The following is an 18,898-nucleotide window of genomic DNA, read 5'->3' on the forward strand; positions in this document are numbered from 1 at the left end:
CGCTCCATGGGATCCCGAGATGCGTACACATCATGAGAAAGGTATGCAGATCGCTCAACCCGAAAGCGAGGGGCCATGGCTGCCGTCAAGCGCACGCACGAGGTCACGCACTTCTGGACCGCCTTCTTCTCTCTCCTGTCCGCGATCCTGACCGCCCTCGGCCTGAAGCGCACGCCGAGCGCCGCCATTCCGGTGTACGCCGACCAGGCCGCGGCCGCCCCGGCCCCCGCGCCCCGCTGCTTCGGACCCGCGGTACGGGACTGGACACGCGATCTGTCCCTGCCGCCCACCATCAAGCAGCGCATCCGGGCAGAGGCGCACGGCACCTCGCCCTCCGTACGCCATCTGCCTGCCGCTCTGGTACCCGCTCGGACGCAGCCGGGCCTGGCCGATGCCACGGACGTGACCGACCAGGCCCACCAGGCCGAAGAGGCCGAGCGCTTCGACCGCTCCGACCTCGCGCTCGCCGCCTAACGACGCTCGTCGTCGGTGCCCGCGTTACCGGTGTTGCCCGTGTTGCCCGCGTTGCCCGCTTCGGCGTCGGCGTCGGCTTCGGCCTCCGCCTGCTTGGCCTCCACCTCGGGGTCGAGTGAAGCCGGGCCCGTGCCGTCGACGGAGGTCAGCGGGGTGCGCTCGGAGACCTCGGTGGGAGCCGGGGGCTCGACCAGCCAGTCCGGGTTGGCCTGCTTGTCCCACCACTTCCAGGCGGCGACCGCGCCGCCGGCCAGAATGCCGAAGACCGCGAGCCCCTTGGCGAGGCGTCCCGCCCTGGCCCGACGCTCGTGCTTCCTGACGATCTTCTGAATGTCCTTCGCCGTCACCTGACCGCGCATCGCGGCCATGGCGGCGGCAGAGCGGGCCATGGCCTGCTCCCGTACGGGCTGAGCGGCGGCGACCGCCTGCTCCACCCGCGGCATGGTGTAGTCCGCCGCCTGCCGTGCGGCCTTACGGGTCCGGACCGCGGCACGATGCGCGGCCTCGTCGACCCTCGGCGGCACATGCGGCGCGACGAGCGTGCCGTACTGAACTCGTGCCTGCGTACGGGCCTGCTGCGCGGCCTTCGAGACCTTCGGCGCGACCCTGACACGTGCCTCGTGCGCGTAATGCTGCGCGTAGTGCGCGGCTGTGTCCTTCGCCGTTCCGGCGTAGGGCGCCACCACTTCCGCGGCGTGCCGCACGCTGTCCTTTGCCGAACTGGTCGCGGCGCGCACGCTGTCCTTGCGGGTCACGGGATCCTCCTCCTCGGTGGCGGGGTCGGTATTCGCCTTTCCGTCCTTTTTGAAATCATGCCTGCCCCAGTCATGATCGGCATGCGGTACGGGGGCATCCGGGGCAATGCGGTGCAACCCGACGGTCCCACGGTTCGCCCTGTCGCGCGGTGTTTCGGCGAGGACGAGCCCACCTTTCTTCGTGGATGGCCCTTCCGTGCGAGGATCGGTAGACGTCAGAGCAGACTTACGGAAGGCACATCGTGGCCGAGCAGCTTTACGCCACCCTGAAGACCAATCACGGCGACATCGAGATCCGGCTTTTCCCGGACCACGCGCCGAAGACGGTCAAGAACTTCGTCGAGCTCGCCAAGGGCGAGCGCGAGTGGACGAACCCGGCGACCGGGAAGAAGTCCACCGACCGCCTCTATGACGGCACGGTCTTCCACCGCGTCATCAGCGGCTTCATGATCCAGGGTGGCGACCCGCTGGGCAACGGCACCGGCGGCCCGGGCTACGAGTTCGGTGACGAGTTCCACCCGGAGCTCTCCTTCAACAAGCCGTACCTGCTGGCCATGGCCAACGCCGGCCCGGGCACCAACGGCTCGCAGTTCTTCATCACCGTGTCCCCCACCACCTGGCTGACCGGCAAGCACACCATCTTCGGCGAGGTCGCCACCGAGGCCGGCAAGAAGGTCGTCGACGAGATCGCGGGCACCCAGACCAACCCGCGTACCGACCGCCCGGTCAAGGACGTGGTCATCAAGTCGGTCGAGATCGAGTCCCGCCAGGCCTGATCACGCGGGTCTGATCGGCAGGGCCTGTTCCCAAGGGAACCTTTTCGCCTCGTCCATCCGTAAGGATGGACGAGGCGTTGTTCGTCGTACGCAGCGAGGGGATCCCATGGAGCAGGCGAAGCTGCCGAGCTGCTACCGCCACCCCGGCGAGGAGACGGGGGTCCGCTGTACGCGCTGCGAGCGGCCCATCTGTTCCCGGTGCATGGTGGACGCTTCGGTCGGTTTCCAGTGCCCGGAGTGTGTACGCGGCGGGTCCGGCACCGGGCACTCGCGCACCGCCAACCACCCGCGCACCATCGCCGGCGGCAGGATCACGGCCGGTCGTCCGCACCTGGTCACCCACGTCCTCATCGGCGTCAACCTGCTGGTCTTCCTCCTCGGCAGGCTGAATCCGGCCCTCATCGACGAGATGCTGCTCATCGGGTTCGCCTTCGACCCCGGTCTAGGCCGGGTGGTCGGGGTCGCGGACGGCGAGTGGTACCGGCTGGTGAGCTCGATGTTCCTGCACGCGGAGATCTGGCACATCGCCGGCAACATGCTGCTGCTGTGGCTGCTCGGCGGCGCCTTGGAGGAGGAGCTCGGGCGGGCCAGGTACGCGACGCTCTATCTGCTGTCCGGGCTGGCCGGCAGCGCCCTCACCTATCTGATCGCGGCGGGGAACCAGGGCTCGCTGGGTGCGTCGGGCGCCGTCTACGGACTGCTGGGCGCCACCGTCGTCCTCGTACGCCGGCTCAACCGCGACCTGCGGCCCATCATGGTGCTGGTCGTGTTCAACCTGGTGATCACCTTCACGTGGGACCGGATCGCCTGGCAGGCGCACATCGGCGGGCTGATCGCCGGTGTGATCATCGCCTACGCCATGGTCAACGGCGCGCGTGAGCGGCGCGCCCTGCTGCAGGGCGCGGCCTGTGCGCTGGTCCTCGCACTGACCCTGGTAACTGTGATTCTGAGGACGGCCGCGCTCAGCTGAGCGCCGATTGTCCCCACCGTTGTCCACAGCATGTGCCCGATCGTGCGCGCTATGGGGGGAACGTCTGTGCCCCTCGCCTCTGACCTGGGGTTTTCTGGGGCAGGCGAGGGGCGTGCCGGCCTGTGGGAACAAGCGTCCGCAGTCACATCGGCGTCAACCCGATGCAAGTTATCCACAGATCGTCTGACCTTTTCCACCCGCTGTGCACGACGCTGTGGATAACTCAGGGCAGGGCTTGACAGCTACTTCCACTGCGTGGAGACGCCGAAGCCCGCCGCGATGAAGCCGAAGCCGACCACGATGTTCAGGTTCCCGAGCGACTCGACGGGCAGGGAGCCGTCGGTGACGTAGAAGACCACGATCCAGGCGAGGCCGATGGCGAACAGCGCCAGCATCACCGGAGCCACCCAGCTGCGGCTGGTCAGCTTGATGTTGGTCGCCTGCTTCGCGGACGGCGGCGGCGTGAAGTCGGCCTTCTTGCGGATACGTGACTTCGGCACGAGGGACTCTCCTGTCGATGCGCTGCGTGACCGCGCAGGGAACTGTGGGTGTTGTGCTGGCCTTGTGGCTGGTCGCCAGGGTGGAGACGAGGGGGACCACTGCCTCACCCGGGCGTCCGTTAGCGTAGTGCTTCCGCGGCGCTGAAGGAGATAAGGGTACGTTGAGCAATTCCGCCGACTCTCCCGAAGAGCCGGCCGGGCGCAGGAACTGGCGGCCGGTCCGGTTGCTCACCGCTGCCGTCTTCGCCCTCGCCGGTCTGATCTTCGTCACCAGCTTCAACACCGCCAAGGGCACCAACATCCGTACGGATGCCTCGCTGCTGAAGCTCTCCGACCTCATCCGCGAGCGCAGCCACAAGAACGCCGAGCTCGACGAGACCACCGCGACGGTACGGGACCAGGTCGACACCCTCGCCCGCCGCGACGACGGCTCCACCAAGGCCGAGGACGCCAGGCTCGGCGCCCTGGAGAAGGCCGCGGGCACCACCGAGGTCGCCGGCCAGGGCCTCACCGTCACGCTCAACGACGCACCGCCCGGCGCCCAGGCCGCCCCCGGCTACCCCGAGCCGCAGGCCAACGACCTGGTCATCCACCAGCAGGACCTCCAGGCCGTCGTCAACGCCCTGTGGAAGGGCGGCGCCAAGGGCATCCGCGTCATGGACCAGCGGCTGATCTCCACCAGCGCGGTGCGCTGTGTCGGCAACACCCTGATCCTCCAGGGCCGCGTCTACTCCCCGCCGTACCGGATCACCGCCGTCGGTGACAGCGGGAAGCTCCAGCGCGCCCTCGACGACTCCACCGCCATCCAGAACTACCTGCTGTACGTGAAGGCGTACGGGCTCGGCTGGAAAGTCGACGAGCACGAGGCGGTGACTCTCCCCGGCTACTCGGGCACAGTGGATCTCCACTACGCGAAGCCTGTGACCGACTAGCTCTGGTTCCGGGAGGGGCCTGTGCGGCTGATCGTCAGGAGCCTCAGCGAACTGTGCCTCACCGCCGGCACCGTCATCGTGCTCTTCGTGGTGTACGTCGTCCACTGGACCGGCGTGGAGGCCGAGGGCGCCACGTTCGGCGAGATCGGCGCGCTGGAGGAGCGGTGGGCCCGGGCACCGGTAGAGCCGCCCGTACCGGAGGCGTCGCCCCCGCCCCCGCCGTACGAGGACGGCGAACCGTTCGCCGTCATGTACATCCCCCGCTTCGGTGCGGACTGGGACTGGCCCGTCCTGGAAGGCACCGGGGCCGCCACTCTCAAGAAGGGCCTCGGGCACTACGCCGCCACCGCCCGGCTCGGCGCGACGGGGAACTTCTCGGTGGCCGGCCATCGCCGTACGTACGGCGACCCCTTCAAGGACTTCCCCGAGCTGCGCCCCGGCGACGCGGTGATCCTCAACGACGGGACGACCTGGTTCACGTACCGCGTCGCGAGGAAGCCGTACCGGACCGTCCCCGCCGACACCGGTGTCGTCGACCCGGTCCCGGCGAAGTCGGGGTTCGGCGGCCCCGGGCGCTACCTGACGCTCACCACCTGTGACCCGGAGTGGGGCAGCAGCCACCGGCTGATCGCCTGGGCGCGGCTGGAGGCCACCCGGCCTGTGACGCAGGGCAAGCCTCCGGCTTTCCACAGGTGACCCACCCCACGGGCATCGCCCCGTACTCTGGTGCGGTATCGAAGGGCATTCGACGAGCAGTCGACGAGCATCGACGGAAGGACCAGCAGGCCTCATGTACGGGTGGATCTGGCGGCATCTGCCGGGCAACGCGTGGGTGCGGGCGCTGATTTCGCTCGTACTGGTCCTCGCGGTGGTCTACGTGCTCTTCCAGTACGTGTTCCCTTGGGCGGAGCCTCTGCTTCCGTTCAACGATGTGACGGTGGACGGTCAGTGAGCGCGCGCATTCTCGTCGTCGACAACTACGACAGCTTCGTCTTCAACCTGGTCCAGTACCTGTACCAGCTCGGTGCCGAGTGCGAGGTCCGGCGCAACGACCAGGTCGAGCTCGCCCACGCCCAGGACGGTTTCGACGGCGTGCTCCTCTCTCCCGGGCCCGGCACCCCCGAGGAGGCCGGCGTCTGCGTCGACATGGTGCGCCACTGCGCCGACACCGGCATCCCCGTCTTCGGCGTGTGCCTCGGCATGCAGTCGATGGCGGTGGCGTACGGCGGTGTCGTCGACCGAGCGCCCGAGCTGCTGCACGGCAAGACTTCCCCGGTCGTGCACGAGGGGCGGGGTGTCTTCGCCGGGCTGCCGTCGCCGTTCACCGCGACCCGGTACCACTCGCTGGCCGCCGAGCCCGCCGACCTGCCGGACGTGCTGGAGGTCACCGCGCGGACCGAGGACGGCATCATCATGGGGCTGCGGCACCGCGAGTTCGCCGTCGAGGGCGTGCAGTTCCACCCCGAGTCGGTGCTCACCGAGCACGGGCACCTCATGCTCGCCAACTGGCTGGAGCAGTGCGGCGACACCGGCGCGGTCGGCCGGTCGGCAGGGCTCGCGCCGGTGGTGGGCAAGGCCGTCGCGTGACCCCCGTGCGCCCGGAGCACGAGCACGGTTCGCCGTGGTTCCGGGCGGCGAACCTGCCGGAATCAGAGCTTCCGGATCCGGGGCCGGTGCCGGCACCCGCGCCCGCGCCCGCGCCGGACCCCGCGCCCTACGCCGAGGCCTGGGCACCCGAGCCCACCGCCCCCGAACCGGACGACGAGACGATGGCCCTCCGCACGGAGGGCACCCGGCGAATAGTGGCCGACCCGGCCACCCAGCGGCCGACCGGCGGCCGCGCCGAGCGCCGCAAGGCCGCCAAGGGGCGCGGCCGCCGCCGCAAGGGCGCATCCCCCACACCGCCGCCTCCCGCCGCCACCGGCAGGCCGCTCACCCGCGTGGAGGCCCGGCGCGCCGCCCGTGCGCGCAAGGACAGCGTCGGCGTCGTCGCCAGCCGGGTCGTGGGTGAGGTGTTCATCACCTTCGGCGTCGTCATGCTCCTCTTCGTCACCTACCAGCTGTGGTGGACGAACATCCGCGCCGGCCTGGAGGTCGACAAGGCGAAGAAGGGCATCGAGGACGCCTGGGCCGAGGGCCGCAAGCCGGACGCCTTCGAGCCCGGCCAGGGCTTCGCGATCATGTACATCCCCAAGCTGGACGTCGTCGTGCCCATCGCCGAGGGGATCAACAAGGAGAGGGTTCTCGACCGGGGCATGGTCGGCCATTACGCCGAGGGCCAGCTCAAGACGGCCATGCCCTCCGACAAGCAGGGCAACTTCGCGGTCGCCGGCCACCGCAACACCCACGGCGAGCCGTTCCGCTACATCAACAAGCTCAGCCCGGGCGACCCGATCGTCGTGGAGACGCAGGACGCGTACTACACCTACGAGATGGCGAGCATCCTGCCGCAGACCCCGCCCTCGAACGTCGCGGTGATCCAGCCCGTTCCGGAGGGTTCCGGCTTCACCCGGCCGGGCCGGTACATCACGCTCACCACCTGCACGCCCGAGTTCACCAGTACGTATCGAATGATCGTGTGGGGCAAGATGGTCGACGAACGCCCGCGCAGCAAGGGGAAACCGGACGCGCTCGTAGGCTAGGGCGGCCTGGCTTTCGACCTTCAGACGGGACAGATGTAGTGGCACGTGCGCGCAACCGGATCGCCGGCGTCATCAGTGTGTTCGGCGAGCTGTTGATCACCGCTGGGGTGCTCATGGGCCTCTTCGTCGTCTACTCACTGTGGTGGACCAACGTCCTGGCCGACCGCGAGGCCGACAAGCAGGGCGACGAGGTGCGCCACCACTGGGCCGCGTCGGGCCCGGGCGCCCTCGACACCAAGGACGGCATCGGATTCCTCCACGTACCGGCGATGAAGAACGGCGAGGTGCTGGTCAAGAAGGGCACCGACCCGGGGACCCTCAACAACGGCGTCGCCGGCTACTACACCGCCCCGGTCAAGTCCGCCCTCCCCGCCGACAAGCGGGGCAACTTCACGCTGGCCGCGCACCGCGACGGACACGGCGCGAAGTTCCACAACATCCACAAGCTCAAGACCGGTGACTCGATCGTCTTCGAGTCCAAGGACACCTGGTACGTCTACAAGGTCTACAAGACGCTGCCGGAGACGTCGAAGTACAACGTGGACGTCCTCCAGCCGGTCCCGAAGGAGTCGGGCAAGACCAAGCCGGGCCGCTACATCACCCTCACCACCTGCACGCCGATGTACAGCTCGACGTACCGCTACATCGTGTGGGGCGAGCTGGAGCGCACGGAGAAGGTCGACAGCGCCCGTACGCGCCCGGCGGAGCTGCGCTAGAGCCCGCCCCGGCCGCCGGCGGTCATGACGGAGCCCCGGCACCCTCCAGAGGGTGCCGGGGCTCAGTCGTACGTCGCTCCTGGAAGACCGGGATCAGCCCTGCTCGCGGAAGGTGATCCCCGACGGGCCGCCGAAGAAGCCGCCGTCCTCGTCGTTGTCCCCGTTGTTCCCGTTACCGCCGTTGTTCCCGTTGCCGCCGCCCTGGCAGCCCACGGTGGTCAGCGTGACGGTGGTGGACGCCGGGTCCGCCTGCGTACCGGGCTTCGGGTCGCTGTCGGCCACGATGGCGTTGTCGTCGGCCGGGCAGCCCTGGGCGACCTGGATGTTGGTGAAGCCGCTGGCCGCCAGCGTCTGCTTGGCCTGGCCCAGGTTCTGCAGCCGCACCTCGGGTACCGCGATCTGCTGCTGCTGCGGGCCCTTGGAGACCTTCAGGGTGACCTCGCTGCCCTTGGGGGCCTTGGAGTTCCCCTCAGGGCTCTGTCCGGTGACGGTGCCCGCGGGCTGGTCCGAGTCGACGTCCTCCCGCTTGACCGTGAAGCCGAGCGTCTCCAGCTGGGACTTGGCGGCGTCGAACTGCTGACCGACGACCGGCGGCACGTTCCGCTCGGCCTGCTTGGACACCGTGATGGTGACCTCGGTGCCCTTCTCGGCCTGGGTGCCGCCCGAAGGGTCCTGCTCGATGACCTCGCCCGGGTCCTTGTCGGACTCCTTGTACTCGACCTTGACCTCGAAGCCCTTGTCCTCCAGGGACTGCCGCGCGGTCTTCTCGGACTGCTCCATCACATTGGGCACCTCGATCTTCGCGGCACCCTCGGAGACGACGACCGAGACGGTCCCGCCCTCCTGCAACGTCCCGGATTCGGGCGACTGGCTGCAGATCGAGCCCTTCGGCCGGTCGCAGGCGTCGGAGCCGGACCGGGCGATCTTCAGCCCGGCGTCCTCCACCGTCCGCTCGGCCTCGGGGAACGGCTTGCCGACCACATTCGGCACGTCGACCGAGTCGGAGCCGCCCTTGTCGCCGAAGACGGCCTTGCCGATCAGGATCGCGCCGACCAGGACCAGGATGCCCGCCAGGATCAGCAGGATCGTGGAGATGTTCGACTTCTTCTGGCGGCGGCGGTCCGGCCGGTCGTCATAGCCGTAACCACCGTCGTCCGGGTTCATGGGCGGCAGCATCGACGTCTGCCCGGCCGGATCGGCCGGACGCATCGCCGTGGTCGGCTGGTCGTCGGGGCCGAAGCCCCCGTACCCGGCCGCGCCCATCGCCGCCGTCGCGGCGACCGGCTGGCCGTCGAGGCACGCCTCGATGTCGGCGCGCATCTCGTCGGCCGACTGGTAGCGGTAGTCCGGGTCCTTGACCAGCGCCTTCAGGACGATGGCGTCCATCTCGGGCGTGATCTCGGGGTCGAAGTTGCTGGGCGGCTGGGGCTCCTCGCGGACGTGCTGGTACGCCACCGCGACCGGGGAGTCGCCCACGAACGGCGGGCGGACGGTCAGCAGCTCGTACAGCAGGCAGCCGGTGGAGTACAGGTCGGACCGGGCGTCGACCTGCTCGCCCTTGGCCTGCTCCGGGGAGAGGTACTGGGCGGTGCCGATCACGGCCGCGGTCTGCGTCATGGTCATCCCGGCGTCGCCCATGGCGCGGGCGATGCCGAAGTCCATGACCTTGACCTGGCCGGTGCGGGTCAGCATGACGTTCGCCGGCTTGATGTCACGGTGGACGATGCCCGCCCGGTGCGAGTACTCCAGGGCCTGGAGGATGCCGACCGTCATCTCCAGCGTGCGCTCGGGCAGCAGCTTGCGTCCCGAGTGCAGCAGCTCACGCAGGGTGGAGCCGTCGACGTACTCCATCACGATGTACGGGATGGAGATGTTGTCGACGTAGTCCTCGCCGGTGTCGTAGACCGCGACGATCGCCGGGTGGTTGAGCGAGGCGGCCGACTGGGCCTCACGGCGGAACCGGGCCTGGAAGGACGGGTCACGGGCGAGGTCGGCCCGCAGCGTCTTCACGGCGACGGTGCGGCCGAGCCGGGTGTCGTGGGCGAGGTAGACCTCCGCCATGCCACCACGGCCGAGCACCGAGCCCAGCTCGTACCGGCCGCCGAGGCGACGCGGCTCTTCCATAACTGTTCCAGCCCTCTCCGTCAGTCCCGACCGCACCCGCGTGTGGTCCGGCGGTGTGCTGTTCGCGCATACGCTACCGGCCACGGGAAGTCGATCGGACCGCGACCACTACCTGATACGGGACCGGTACACACCGGCACTCAGGAGTGGCCGCGGCTCGCTCGTCACTTCTTGCTGTCGAGTACCGCCTTCATCACATCGTGGGCGATCGGCCCGGCGAGGCCGCCACCGCTGATGTCGTCACGGGTGGCCTTGGAGTCCTCGACCACCACGGCGACGGCGACCGGGGAACCGTTGTCGGTCTTGGCGTACGAGATGAACCAGGCGTAGGGGCGGGCCTTGTTCAGCTCGCCGTGCTGGGCCGTACCGGTCTTGCCGCCGACCTTCACGCCGTCGATCTTCGCCGAGCCGCCGGTACCGGACTTGACGACCGTCTCCATCATCTCCTGGACGAGCTGGGCGGTCCTCGGCGACATCGGCCGGCTCATCTCCTCCGGCTCGTGCTTCTCCAGCACGTCGATGTCGGGGGAGCGCAGCTCGTCCACCATGTACGGCTTCATCAGCTTGCCGTCGTTGGCGATCGCCGCGGCGACCATGGCCATCTGGAGCGGAGTGGCGTTGGTGTTGAACTGGCCGATCGAGGACAGCGCGTTCTGCGGGCGGTCCATGTTCCGGTCGTAGATCGACTTGGCGGCGCGGACCGGGGTGTCGATCTCCCCGTTGTTGAAGCCGAACTTCTCCGCCATCTCGACCATCTTGTCCCGGCCGACCTCATGGCCGAGCTTGGCGAAGACGGAGTTGCAGGACCATTCCATCGCGTACCTCAGGGTGGCGTTCTCGCACCCCTTGGCGTGGTTGACCATCTCGCGGTTCGTGTCCGGCAGGATCCACGGCTCGGGCGTCGTGGTCGGCGCGTCGATGTCGGTGACCTTGCCGTTCTCCAGCGCCGCGGCGGCTGTCAGCACCTTGAAGGTGGAGCCGGGCGGGTAGATCTCGCGCAGCGCGCGGTTCAGCTTCGGCTTGTCCTTGTCCTTCTCCAGCGACTGCCACGCCTTGGCGTCCTTGTCGTGGTAGCCGGCGAAGGACGCCGGGTCGTACGAGGGCGTCGAGGCGAGCGCGAGGATCTTGCCGGTCGACGGCTCGATGGCGGCGACGGCGCCCTTCTTGTCGCCGAGCCCCTCGAAGGCGGCCTTCTGGGCGGCGCCATTGAGGGTGGTGACGACGTCGCCGCCCTTCTTCTTGTCGCCGGTGAACATCGACAGGGTGCGGTCGAAGAAGAGCCGGTCGTCGTTGCCGGTCAGGATGCCGTCGTGGAGCTTCTCGAGCTGGTTGGCGTCGAACGCCTGCGAGGCGTAGCCCGTGACGGGCGCCCACATGGGGCCGTCGACGTAGGTGCGCTTGTACTTGTAGAAGGGGTCCTTCGAGTCGACGGTGCCGGTGATCGGCTTGCCGTCGACGATGATGTTGCCGCGGACGTTGGCGTACCGCTCGATGGTGACCCGCTTGTTGCGCTCGTGCGCGCTGAGCTCGCCGGCGCGGACGTACTGGATCCAGTTGTCGCGGATGAGCAGGGCGAGCACCAGCAGGCCGCAGAAGATCGCGATATGGCGCAGGGGCTTGTTCACGGTCGGACCACCTGGGTCATCTCGGCGTCGGGGGACGGGGCGGGGGCCGGCGCGGGACGGCGGGCGGTGTCGCTGATCCGCAGCAGGATGGCGATCAGGGCCCAGTTCGCGATCACGGAGGAACCGCCGTACGCGAGGAACGGCATGGTCATACCGGTCAGTGGGATGAGGCCCATGACGCCGCCGGCGACCACGAAGATCTGGAGCGCGAAGGCCCCGGACAGGCCGGTCGCCAGCAGCTTGCCGAACGGGTCGCGGGCGGCGAGCGCGGTGCGGATGCCCCGCTCGACGATCAGCGCGTACATCAGCAGGAACGCCATGACACCGGCGAGGCCCAGCTCCTCGCCGACGGTGGCGAAGATGAAGTCGGAGTTGGCGGCGAAGCCGATGAGGTCGGAGTTGCCCTGCCCGAGGCCGGCGCCGAGGGTGCCGCCGGAGCCGAACGACATCAGTACCTGGGACATCTGGTCACAGGCGGCGGCCTTGTTGGAGAACGGCTCGGCCGTCTTGAGGCACTCGAAGGGGTCGAGCCACGCGGCGACACGGGACTGGACGTGACCGGCGAACGAGCTGACGACGACCGCGCCGCCCACGGCCATCAGCAGACCCATGATGATCCAGCTGGTCCGCTCGGTGGCCACGTACAGCATGATCACGAACATGCCGAAGAACAGCAGCGACGTACCGAGGTCGTTCTCGAAGACCAGGATGAGCAGGCTGACGGCCCAGATGGTGAGGATCGGGCCGAGGTCACGGCCACGGGGCAGGTAGAGCCCCATGAAGCGGCGGCTGGCCAGGGCGAGCGCGTCCCGCTTCACCATCAGGTAGCCGGAGAAGAAGACCGCGATCACGATCTTCGCGAACTCACCGGGCTGGATGGAGAACGGGCCGACCTTGATCCAGATCTGGGCGCCGAAGACGTCCGAGCCGAGGCCCGGCACCAGAGGGAGCAGCAGCAGGATGACCGCCACCACCATGGAGATGTACGTGTAGCGCTGGAGGACGCGGTGGTCCTTCAGGAAGATCAGCACCAGCAGGAACAGCGCGACGCCGATCGCGGAGTACATCAGCTGCTTGGGCGCGTCCGGGCTGTAGCTGCCGAACTGCGCCATGGACTTCGCGATGACCCGCGGCGACTGGTCCAGCCGCCAGATGAGGACCAGCCCCAGTCCGTTGAGCAGGGTCGCCAGCGGCAGCAGGATCGGGTCGGAGTACTTGGCGAACCTCCGCACCAGCAGGTGGGCGATGCCCGCCAGCAGGCCCAGCCCGATGCCGTAACCGAGCATGCCCGCCGGGACTTTGCCGTCGAGGGCGAGGCCCACGTTCAGGTAGGCGAACACCGGGATGGCGACGGCGAAGCCGAGCAGCGCCAGCTCGGTGTTGCGGCGGCTCGGCAAGTCGATCGCGCCGATGGTGGTCGTGTTGGTGACAACGCTCATGGTGGTGAAAGGCCCCCCTACGGGTGCTTAACTCTTGCCGCAGTTCGAGGCCAGCTTCTGCTCCTCCTCCGAGAGGGTGGGGCCCGGAGTCGGAGTGGCTGCGGTGCTGGTGGACGGCTTGGGCGTGGGCTCGGTCGGGAGGCCGGTCGTGCCGCCGGCCTGGCCCTCACCGGGAGGTGCGGCGGGTGCCCGGTCGATCGCCGCCTGGCGCTGTTCCTGCTTCTTGCAGGCGGACGCCTGGACGGCGAGCTCCTCGATCTTGTCCTGCGCCTTGGCGAGGCTGCCGCCGGCGATGGTCTCCTCGACCTGCTTGCGCTGGTAGTCGGGGAGGTACCTGAGTTCGATCTCGGGGTGGTCCTTCTCGACCTCCGAGAGCGAGACCCACGCCAGGTCCTGGCTGATGCCACGGTAGAGCGCGACGTGCTCGTCGTTGGTGCCGACGTAGTACTGCGACTGGGTCCAGCGGTAGCCGCCGTACAACCCGCCGCCGACCACGGCCAGGGCGAGCACGATGAAGAAGGATCTCTTCAGCCACCTACGGCCGCTGCGCGGCTTGGTGAAGTCCTCGTCGCTGTACGCGCCGAAGCTGCCCTCCGGCGGCATGCCACCGTACCCGAGGTCGTCGCCGCTGCCGGGCGGGCCGAAACCGCCGCCGGGCGGCTGCGGTGCCTGGCGGCCGAGACCGGCGGCGCGGCCCGCCGGGGTCTCCATGGCGCCGCCGTCGTTCAGCTGCTGCTGGTTCTCCGCGACCGCGCCCACGATGACCGGGGTGTCGCTGAGCTGCCCGGCCAGGGTGTCGCCGCCGTCGACGTCGAGTACGTCGGCGACGATCACGGTGATGTTGTCCGGCCCACCGCCGCGCAGGGCGAGCTGGATCAGGTCCTGGACGGTCTCCTGCGGGCCCTGGTAGCTGGCGAGCGTCTCCTCCATCGTCTGGTGGGAGACGACGCCGGACAGGCCGTCGGAGCAGATCAGGTACCGGTCACCGGCCCGTACCTCACGGATGGAGAGGTCCGGCTCGACGTGGTCGCCGCTGCCCAGCGCGCGCATCAGGAGCGAGCGCTGCGGGTGGGTGGTGGCCTCCTCCTCGGTGATACGGCCCTCGTCGACCAGGCGCTGCACCCACGTGTGGTCCTGGGTGATCTGCGTCAGGACGCCGTCTCGGAGGAGGTACGCCCGGGAGTCGCCGACGTGGACCAGGCCGAGGCGCTGGCCCGTCCACAGCAGGGCGGTCAGGGTGGTCCCCATGCCCTCCAGCTGCGGGTCCTCCTCGACCATCAGCCGCAGCTGGTCGTTGGCCCGCTGGACCGCCGTACCGAGCGAGGTGAGGATGTCGGAGCCGGGTACGTCGTCGTCGAGCGTGACGAGCGTGGAGATCACCTCCGAGGAGGCGACCTCACCGGCGGCCTGGCCGCCCATGCCGTCGGCGATCGCGAGCAGGCGGGGACCGGCGTACCCGGAGTCCTCGTTGCCCTCGCGGATCATGCCCTTGTGCGATCCGGCGGCGAAACGCAGTGACAGACTCATGCGCACCTGCCCTGTCGACTCCGACGCCTCCGGGTACAGCCGGTCTCGAGCCACACTGCCCACCCTCCGGTCGGGAGCCTGTGCCGGTCACCTGAGAGGGGTACCGCTGCGGCTCGCTCGCTCCGCTCGCTCATTGTCGTACTACTTCCGCAGCTCGATGACGGTCTTGCCGATGCGGATCGGCGCGCCCAGCGGAATCGGTGTCGGGGTGGTGAGTCGGGTCCGGTCGAGATACGTGCCGTTGGTGGACCCGAGATCCTCGACGATCCACTGGCCGTCACGGTCCGGGTAGATCCTGGCATGCCTGCTGGACGCGTAGTCGTCGTCCAGGACGATCGTGGAGTCGTGCGCGCGGCCCAGGGTGATCGTCTGGCCCTGGAGGGCGACCGTGGTGCCCGTGAGGGTGCCTTCGGAGACGACCAGCTTGGTCGGGGCCCCGCGGCGCTGACGGCCGGACTGCTGGCGCTGCTGCGGCGGTGCCGCGGCCTGCTGGCGGGCGGCCTGCTGGGGCCGCGCGTTCTCGCGCCGCGAACCGCGCTGCGTGACACGCGTCCCGAACAGGTCGCTGCGAATGACCTGGACGGCCACGATGACGAACAGCCACAGTACGGCGAGGAAACCCAACCGCATGACCGTGAGGGTCAGCTCTGACATTGCCCCCGCTTCACCCTTCGGCTTGCCGGTAAACGATGGTGGTACTGCCCACGACGATCCGCGAGCCGTCGCGGAGCGTAGCGCGGGTGGTGTGCTGCCCGTCCACCACGATGCCGTTGGTGGACCCGAGATCCTGGATCGTCGGGGGCGTTCCGGTCCGGATCTCGCAGTGGCGGCGCGATACGCCGGGGTCGTCGATCCGCACGTCGGCTTCGGTGCTGCGGCCCAGCACCAGCGTCGGGCGGGAGATCTGGTGGCGGGTGCCATTGATCTCGATCCAGCGGCGCACCTGGGCGCCGGGCATGGGGCCCGCGGCGCCCGGCGGGCGGCCTGCCGCGGGCGGACGGTTCATACCGGGCGGCGGGGCCGCCGGCATCGGAGGAGCGGCGGCGGGAGGGTAGCCGTAGCCACCGGGGCGGCCGCCGGCCGGCGGCGCGGCGGGGCCGGTGTGACCGGCGTGGCCGGCGGGACCGGACGGTGCCTGCGACTGTGACGTACTCGACGCGAGCGTCCGGCTGCGCACCCGGTACAGACCCGTGTCGAGGTCGTCCGCCTTCTCCAGGTGGACCTTGATCGGGCCCATGAAGGTGTACCGCTGCTGCTTGGCGTAGTCGCGGACCAGGCCGGACAGCTCGTCGCCGAGCTGGCCCGAGTAGGGGCTGAGGCGCTCGTAGTCCGGCGCGCTCAGCTCCACGATGAAGTCGTTGGGGACGACCGTACGGTCGCGGTTCCAGATCGAGGCGTTGTTGTCGCACTCGCGCTGGAGGGCACCCGCGATCTCGACGGGCTGGACCTCGGACTTGAAAACCTTGGCGAAGGTGCCGTTGACCAGACCTTCGAGACGCTGCTCGAAACGCTTCAGGACTCCCATGGGGCACCTCCTCCGTCGTTGCCGTCCTGGTACTGCTTACTGATCGTATCCACGCGTCGGGAAATCGGCTGGTTCCCCTTCTCTGCCCTGTGGACGAGTGTCACCTCTCACAGGGATCGTAGAGGCGCCCTCCAGACAGTGTCCCGCACCTGAGGTGCACCTTGGAGGAGTGGGTACGGCGGGAAGCCGTTCCCTGCTCTGCCGGGTGTGGCTCGTGCTTCCGCTTCGTACGTCGGCACCCCTCCCCTCACCCCTTACCCCATGCCTCACGTGCCCCCTCCCCTCTCTGTTCGCCGCCGGGGTGCCCGAAACAAACGGATGTGAATCCACCTCCCGCGGCGTGCTAATCTTCAGATGTCGCCAGGCGATCGCACCGGAAGAACGGTGGGGAACCAAGCGGCAACACCCAATGCGCGGGTGGCGGAATAGGCAGACGCGCTGGATTCAGGTTCCAGTGCCCGCAAGGGCGTGGGGGTTCAACTCCCCCCTCGCGCACCACGAGAAACCGACGAAACGGGTTCTCGCCAGAGACGAAAGTCCAGGCGAGGGCCCGTTTCTCGTTGTGCCGCCAGGTCTGGGGCGGGGCTCGGGGTGGCGAGCGCGCGAGTGCCCCGGGGAGTGACCGAAGTCACTTCCGCAGGGCTCTGTGTTTTGATCTTGTTCTTCTCGGGGGCGGAGCGGCTACGCGGTCGGAGCCGCCAGGTAGCCGGTTGGCGTCCAGTGGCCGATCGGTTTCGTCCGTCGGCGGTGATGGGTACGCCGTCGTGGACGCTCGCCGCCGAGGGCGAGGGTGTCGAGCCAGTTCTTGATCTTCCGGCGGTTCGCGTGAGCGAGCTGGAAGACCAGCAGGACCGTCTGGGCGGCGATGCCGCGGAGGCGACGGGAGCCGGCGGCCTCGATGGACTCGGCGAGCGGGCTCTTGGCGTAGCCGTTGTAGCCCTCGACGCTGTTCCGGAGGCGGAAGTAGACCTTCTGCCATTCCTTGCCGCCGTACTCCAGGGCCTGCCAGTACTTGGCGCCCGCCTCCGGCGGGACGGTGATGCCGCGCTGACGGCAGACCTGGACCGGACCTGTCGGGCTGGGCTCAGGGTCGACGAGGGGCAGGTGGGTGCCCTGGCCGAGCGAGCGGGGTTTCAGCGGGCACTGCACCTTGCCGGCCTCGGCGGGGCACATCCGCCGCTGATGACCGGTCGGGTCCTCGTTCTCCTTGGCCATGAGCCGGTACGCCCTGCGGGCGGCGATGAGACGGGTCCAGGTCTCCCGGTCGATGCGACCCTCGCAGAGGTCCTTGGTGGCGTCGATCAGAGGCTCGGGGCTTCCCTGTCAGCGCTCGGCGGTGCCGGCTCGCTGGTAGATGTCCGGGATGCCGTCGTTGTCTTCGTCGCGGGTCTCCTCCTCGTACAGGTGGCGGTAGATGCCGTTGCGCCGCTTGATGAGGAAGGCCGCGAGGACGGCGGCGATGAGAGAGCCGATCAGGACCGCGGCCTTGACGTGCTCGGCGGCAGCCGGATCAGGGAAGGCGAGTTCGCCGATGAGCAGGGCAACGGTGAAGCCGATTCCGGCCAGCACCGCGAGTGCGAAGACGTCCGCCCAGGCCAGCTCCGGGTTCAGCTTGGCTCGGGTGAAGCGGGCGGCGAGGTAGGTCCCTGCGAAGATGCCGAGGGTCTTGCCGATGACGAGGCCCAGCACGACGCCCAGCGGCTCCGGTCGGGTGAAGACTTCTCCCAGGGCTGCGCCCGAGACGCCGACGCCGGCGGCGAAGAGCGCGAACAGGGGCACCGCGACGCCCGCGGAAACGGGGTGGAGCAGGTGGGAGGTCCGCTCGGCGGGGGATGCGGTCTCGCCCTTGTCGCGGGTGGTGCGCAGTATCAGGCCGATGGCGACGCCGGCCACGGTGGCGTGGACGCCGCCGTTGTACATCAGTGCCCAGGTGACGAGGCCGAGCGGGACGTACCACCACCAGCCTCGTACGCGGAAGCGCTGGAGGACGTAGAAGAGGGCCAGTCCGGCGAAGGCGCCGCCGAGGGCGGCGAAGTTCAGGTCGCTGGTGAAGAAGATCGCGATGATCAGGATCGCGCCGAGGTCGTCGACGACGGCGAGGGTGAGCAGGAAGGCCCGGAGCGAGGCGGGCAGGTGGGTGCTGAGGACGGCGAGGACGGCGAGCGCGAAGGCGATGTCGGTGGCCATCGGCACGGCCCAGCCCCCGAGGCTGCCTCCGCCGGCCGTGACCGTGGCGGCGTAGACGGCGGCCGGCACGATCATGCCGCACAGCGCGGCAACGACCGGGAGCGCGGCGGTGGCGGGGGTGCGGAGCTCTCCGACGACCAATTCTCGCTTGAGCTCGATGCCGGCGACCAGGAAGAAGATGGCCAGCAGTCCGTCGGCGGTCCAGTGCTCGACCGAGAGGTCCAGTCCGAGGGCGGGTATGCCGAAGTGGAAGTCGCGTATCTGCTCGTAGGCGCCGCTCCACGGAGTGTTGGCCCATATGAGCGCCACGAGGGCGGCGGCGAGGAGGACCAGCCCGCCGACGGTTTCCGTCCTCAGCGCCTGGACCACGGCGTTGCGCTCCGGAAGGGGGAGCAGGCCGAGGAAGGGGGAACGCTCACGAGGGGCGGCAGCCATGGACGAGTCTCCAGGAGATCGGCTTGAGGGCATACGAGCCCAAGGACGCCGACCAGACTTCCCGGCACACCGCGCGTCGTGATCAAGTCGCCCACAGAACGAGGCGTTGACGCGTTGTTTACACCCTAGCCGCGTGTCGCATTACCCGCCATACCCCGTTTCACCTGCTGAAATGCGGCACACGGGCATGACGAGCGGGCCCGTACACACCAAGGCGCGAGGTGTGTACGGGCCCTCCCCCTGCCTTCGGCGGGGGGACTCCCAGGAGCCG

General features: G+C 69.1%; 19 protein-coding genes and 1 tRNA gene. 10 read left to right on the forward strand and 10 right to left on the reverse strand.

Features of this window, described 5'->3' with window-relative positions:
• The first annotated feature begins 75 nt into the window (after window positions 1-75).
• A complete protein-coding gene (locus BKD26_RS21715; protein WP_241518768.1) occupies window positions 76-474 on the forward strand; it encodes a DUF6344 domain-containing protein in 399 nt (132 codons plus the stop codon).
• On the opposite strand, the gene BKD26_RS21720 is transcribed toward BKD26_RS21715, so the two are convergent.
• The gene (locus BKD26_RS21720; protein WP_084900724.1) at window positions 471-1,229 is read right to left on the reverse strand and encodes a DUF5324 family protein; all 759 of its coding nucleotides are present in this window, start codon (window positions 1,227-1,229) and stop codon (window positions 471-473) included. The genes BKD26_RS21715 and BKD26_RS21720 overlap by 4 nt on opposite strands.
• A gap of 242 nt (window positions 1,230-1,471) precedes the next feature.
• Between BKD26_RS21720 and BKD26_RS21725 the strand changes: the two genes are divergently transcribed.
• Window positions 1,472-2,005, forward strand: a complete 534-nt coding sequence (locus tag BKD26_RS21725; RefSeq protein ID WP_084900727.1) for a peptidylprolyl isomerase — start codon at window positions 1,472-1,474, stop codon at window positions 2,003-2,005.
• A 106-nt stretch (window positions 2,006-2,111) separates the two neighbouring features.
• Window positions 2,112-2,975, forward strand: coding sequence for a rhomboid family intramembrane serine protease (locus BKD26_RS21730; protein WP_084900729.1), 864 nt, complete (start codon window positions 2,112-2,114; stop codon window positions 2,973-2,975).
• A gap of 242 nt (window positions 2,976-3,217) precedes the next feature.
• Here the strand turns inward: BKD26_RS21730 and crgA are convergent, their stop codons facing one another.
• Window positions 3,218-3,475: a cell division protein CrgA gene (crgA, locus tag BKD26_RS21735; RefSeq protein ID WP_073756590.1), complete on the reverse strand. Its 258-nt coding sequence runs from the start codon at window positions 3,473-3,475 to the stop codon at window positions 3,218-3,220.
• Between the two features lie 161 nt (window positions 3,476-3,636).
• Here crgA and BKD26_RS21740 point away from each other — a divergent pair, with 161 nt between their 5' ends.
• The 6 genes from BKD26_RS21740 to BKD26_RS21760 all read left to right on the forward strand — a co-directional run bounded on the left by BKD26_RS21740 (window position 3,637) and on the right by BKD26_RS21760 (window position 7,765).
• Entirely contained in the window at window positions 3,637-4,407 is a 771-nt protein-coding gene (locus tag BKD26_RS21740) for a DUF881 domain-containing protein (protein WP_084900732.1), read from the forward strand.
• A 21-nt stretch (window positions 4,408-4,428) separates the two neighbouring features.
• On the forward strand, window positions 4,429-5,103 hold the full coding sequence (locus BKD26_RS21745) for a class E sortase (RefSeq protein WP_084900734.1): 675 nt from the start codon (window positions 4,429-4,431) through the stop codon (window positions 5,101-5,103).
• Between the two features lie 94 nt (window positions 5,104-5,197).
• Window positions 5,198-5,359 carry a hypothetical protein gene (locus tag BKD26_RS40420; RefSeq protein ID WP_150175734.1) on the forward strand — a complete coding sequence of 54 codons (162 nt, stop codon included), beginning with the start codon at window positions 5,198-5,200 and terminating at the stop codon, window positions 5,357-5,359.
• A complete protein-coding gene (locus tag BKD26_RS21750; protein WP_084900737.1) occupies window positions 5,356-5,994 on the forward strand; it encodes an aminodeoxychorismate/anthranilate synthase component II in 639 nt (212 codons plus the stop codon). Before BKD26_RS40420 ends, BKD26_RS21750 begins: the two co-directional genes overlap by 4 nt.
• Window positions 5,991-7,049 carry a class E sortase gene (locus tag BKD26_RS21755; protein WP_241518769.1) on the forward strand — a complete coding sequence of 353 codons (1,059 nt, stop codon included), beginning with the start codon at window positions 5,991-5,993 and terminating at the stop codon, window positions 7,047-7,049. The genes BKD26_RS21750 and BKD26_RS21755 overlap by 4 nt, the downstream gene beginning before the upstream one ends.
• A 38-nt stretch (window positions 7,050-7,087) precedes the next feature.
• Window positions 7,088-7,765 (forward strand): class E sortase, encoded by a 678-nt coding sequence (locus tag BKD26_RS21760; protein WP_084900740.1) that lies wholly within the window; start codon window positions 7,088-7,090, stop codon window positions 7,763-7,765.
• Between the two features lie 93 nt (window positions 7,766-7,858).
• Here BKD26_RS21760 and pknB read toward each other — a convergent pair whose 3' ends face one another.
• The 6 genes from pknB to BKD26_RS21790 form a co-directional block, all read right to left on the reverse strand.
• The gene (gene pknB, locus BKD26_RS21765) at window positions 7,859-9,889 is read right to left on the reverse strand and encodes a Stk1 family PASTA domain-containing Ser/Thr kinase (RefSeq protein WP_084900742.1); all 2,031 of its coding nucleotides are present in this window, start codon (window positions 9,887-9,889) and stop codon (window positions 7,859-7,861) included.
• 164 nt (window positions 9,890-10,053) lie between these two features.
• Window positions 10,054-11,514 (reverse strand): penicillin-binding transpeptidase domain-containing protein, encoded by a 1,461-nt coding sequence (locus BKD26_RS21770; protein WP_084900744.1) that lies wholly within the window; start codon window positions 11,512-11,514, stop codon window positions 10,054-10,056.
• Entirely contained in the window at window positions 11,511-12,953 is a 1,443-nt protein-coding gene (locus BKD26_RS21775; RefSeq protein ID WP_084900747.1) for an FtsW/RodA/SpoVE family cell cycle protein, read from the reverse strand. The genes BKD26_RS21770 and BKD26_RS21775 overlap by 4 nt, the downstream gene beginning before the upstream one ends.
• 27 nt (window positions 12,954-12,980) lie before the next feature.
• Window positions 12,981-14,480 carry a Stp1/IreP family PP2C-type Ser/Thr phosphatase gene (locus tag BKD26_RS21780; protein ID WP_084900750.1) on the reverse strand — a complete coding sequence of 500 codons (1,500 nt, stop codon included), beginning with the start codon at window positions 14,478-14,480 and terminating at the stop codon, window positions 12,981-12,983.
• 141 nt (window positions 14,481-14,621) lie between these two features.
• The gene (locus BKD26_RS21785; protein WP_084900752.1) at window positions 14,622-15,134 is read right to left on the reverse strand and encodes an FHA domain-containing protein; all 513 of its coding nucleotides are present in this window, start codon (window positions 15,132-15,134) and stop codon (window positions 14,622-14,624) included.
• A 10-nt stretch (window positions 15,135-15,144) separates the two neighbouring features.
• Entirely contained in the window at window positions 15,145-16,005 is an 861-nt protein-coding gene (locus BKD26_RS21790) for a DUF3662 and FHA domain-containing protein (RefSeq protein WP_084900755.1), read from the reverse strand.
• 411 nt (window positions 16,006-16,416) lie between these two features.
• Between BKD26_RS21790 and BKD26_RS21795 the strand changes: the two genes are divergently transcribed.
• Window positions 16,417-16,503 (forward strand) — tRNA-Leu (locus tag BKD26_RS21795).
• 183 nt (window positions 16,504-16,686) lie between these two features.
• Here BKD26_RS21795 and BKD26_RS21800 read toward each other — a convergent pair.
• Both BKD26_RS21800 and nhaA read right to left on the reverse strand, forming a co-directional pair.
• Window positions 16,687-17,220 carry a hypothetical protein gene (locus tag BKD26_RS21800; protein ID WP_241518770.1) on the reverse strand — a complete coding sequence of 178 codons (534 nt, stop codon included), beginning with the start codon at window positions 17,218-17,220 and terminating at the stop codon, window positions 16,687-16,689.
• 108 nt (window positions 17,221-17,328) lie between these two features.
• Window positions 17,329-18,627: a Na+/H+ antiporter NhaA gene (nhaA, locus tag BKD26_RS21805; protein WP_084900757.1), complete on the reverse strand. Its 1,299-nt coding sequence runs from the start codon at window positions 18,625-18,627 to the stop codon at window positions 17,329-17,331.
• Window positions 18,628-18,898 lie beyond the last annotated feature (271 nt).

This window comes from Streptomyces sp. CB03238 (assembly GCF_002099185.1).
GTDB lineage: Bacteria > Actinomycetota > Actinomycetes > Streptomycetales > Streptomycetaceae > Streptomyces.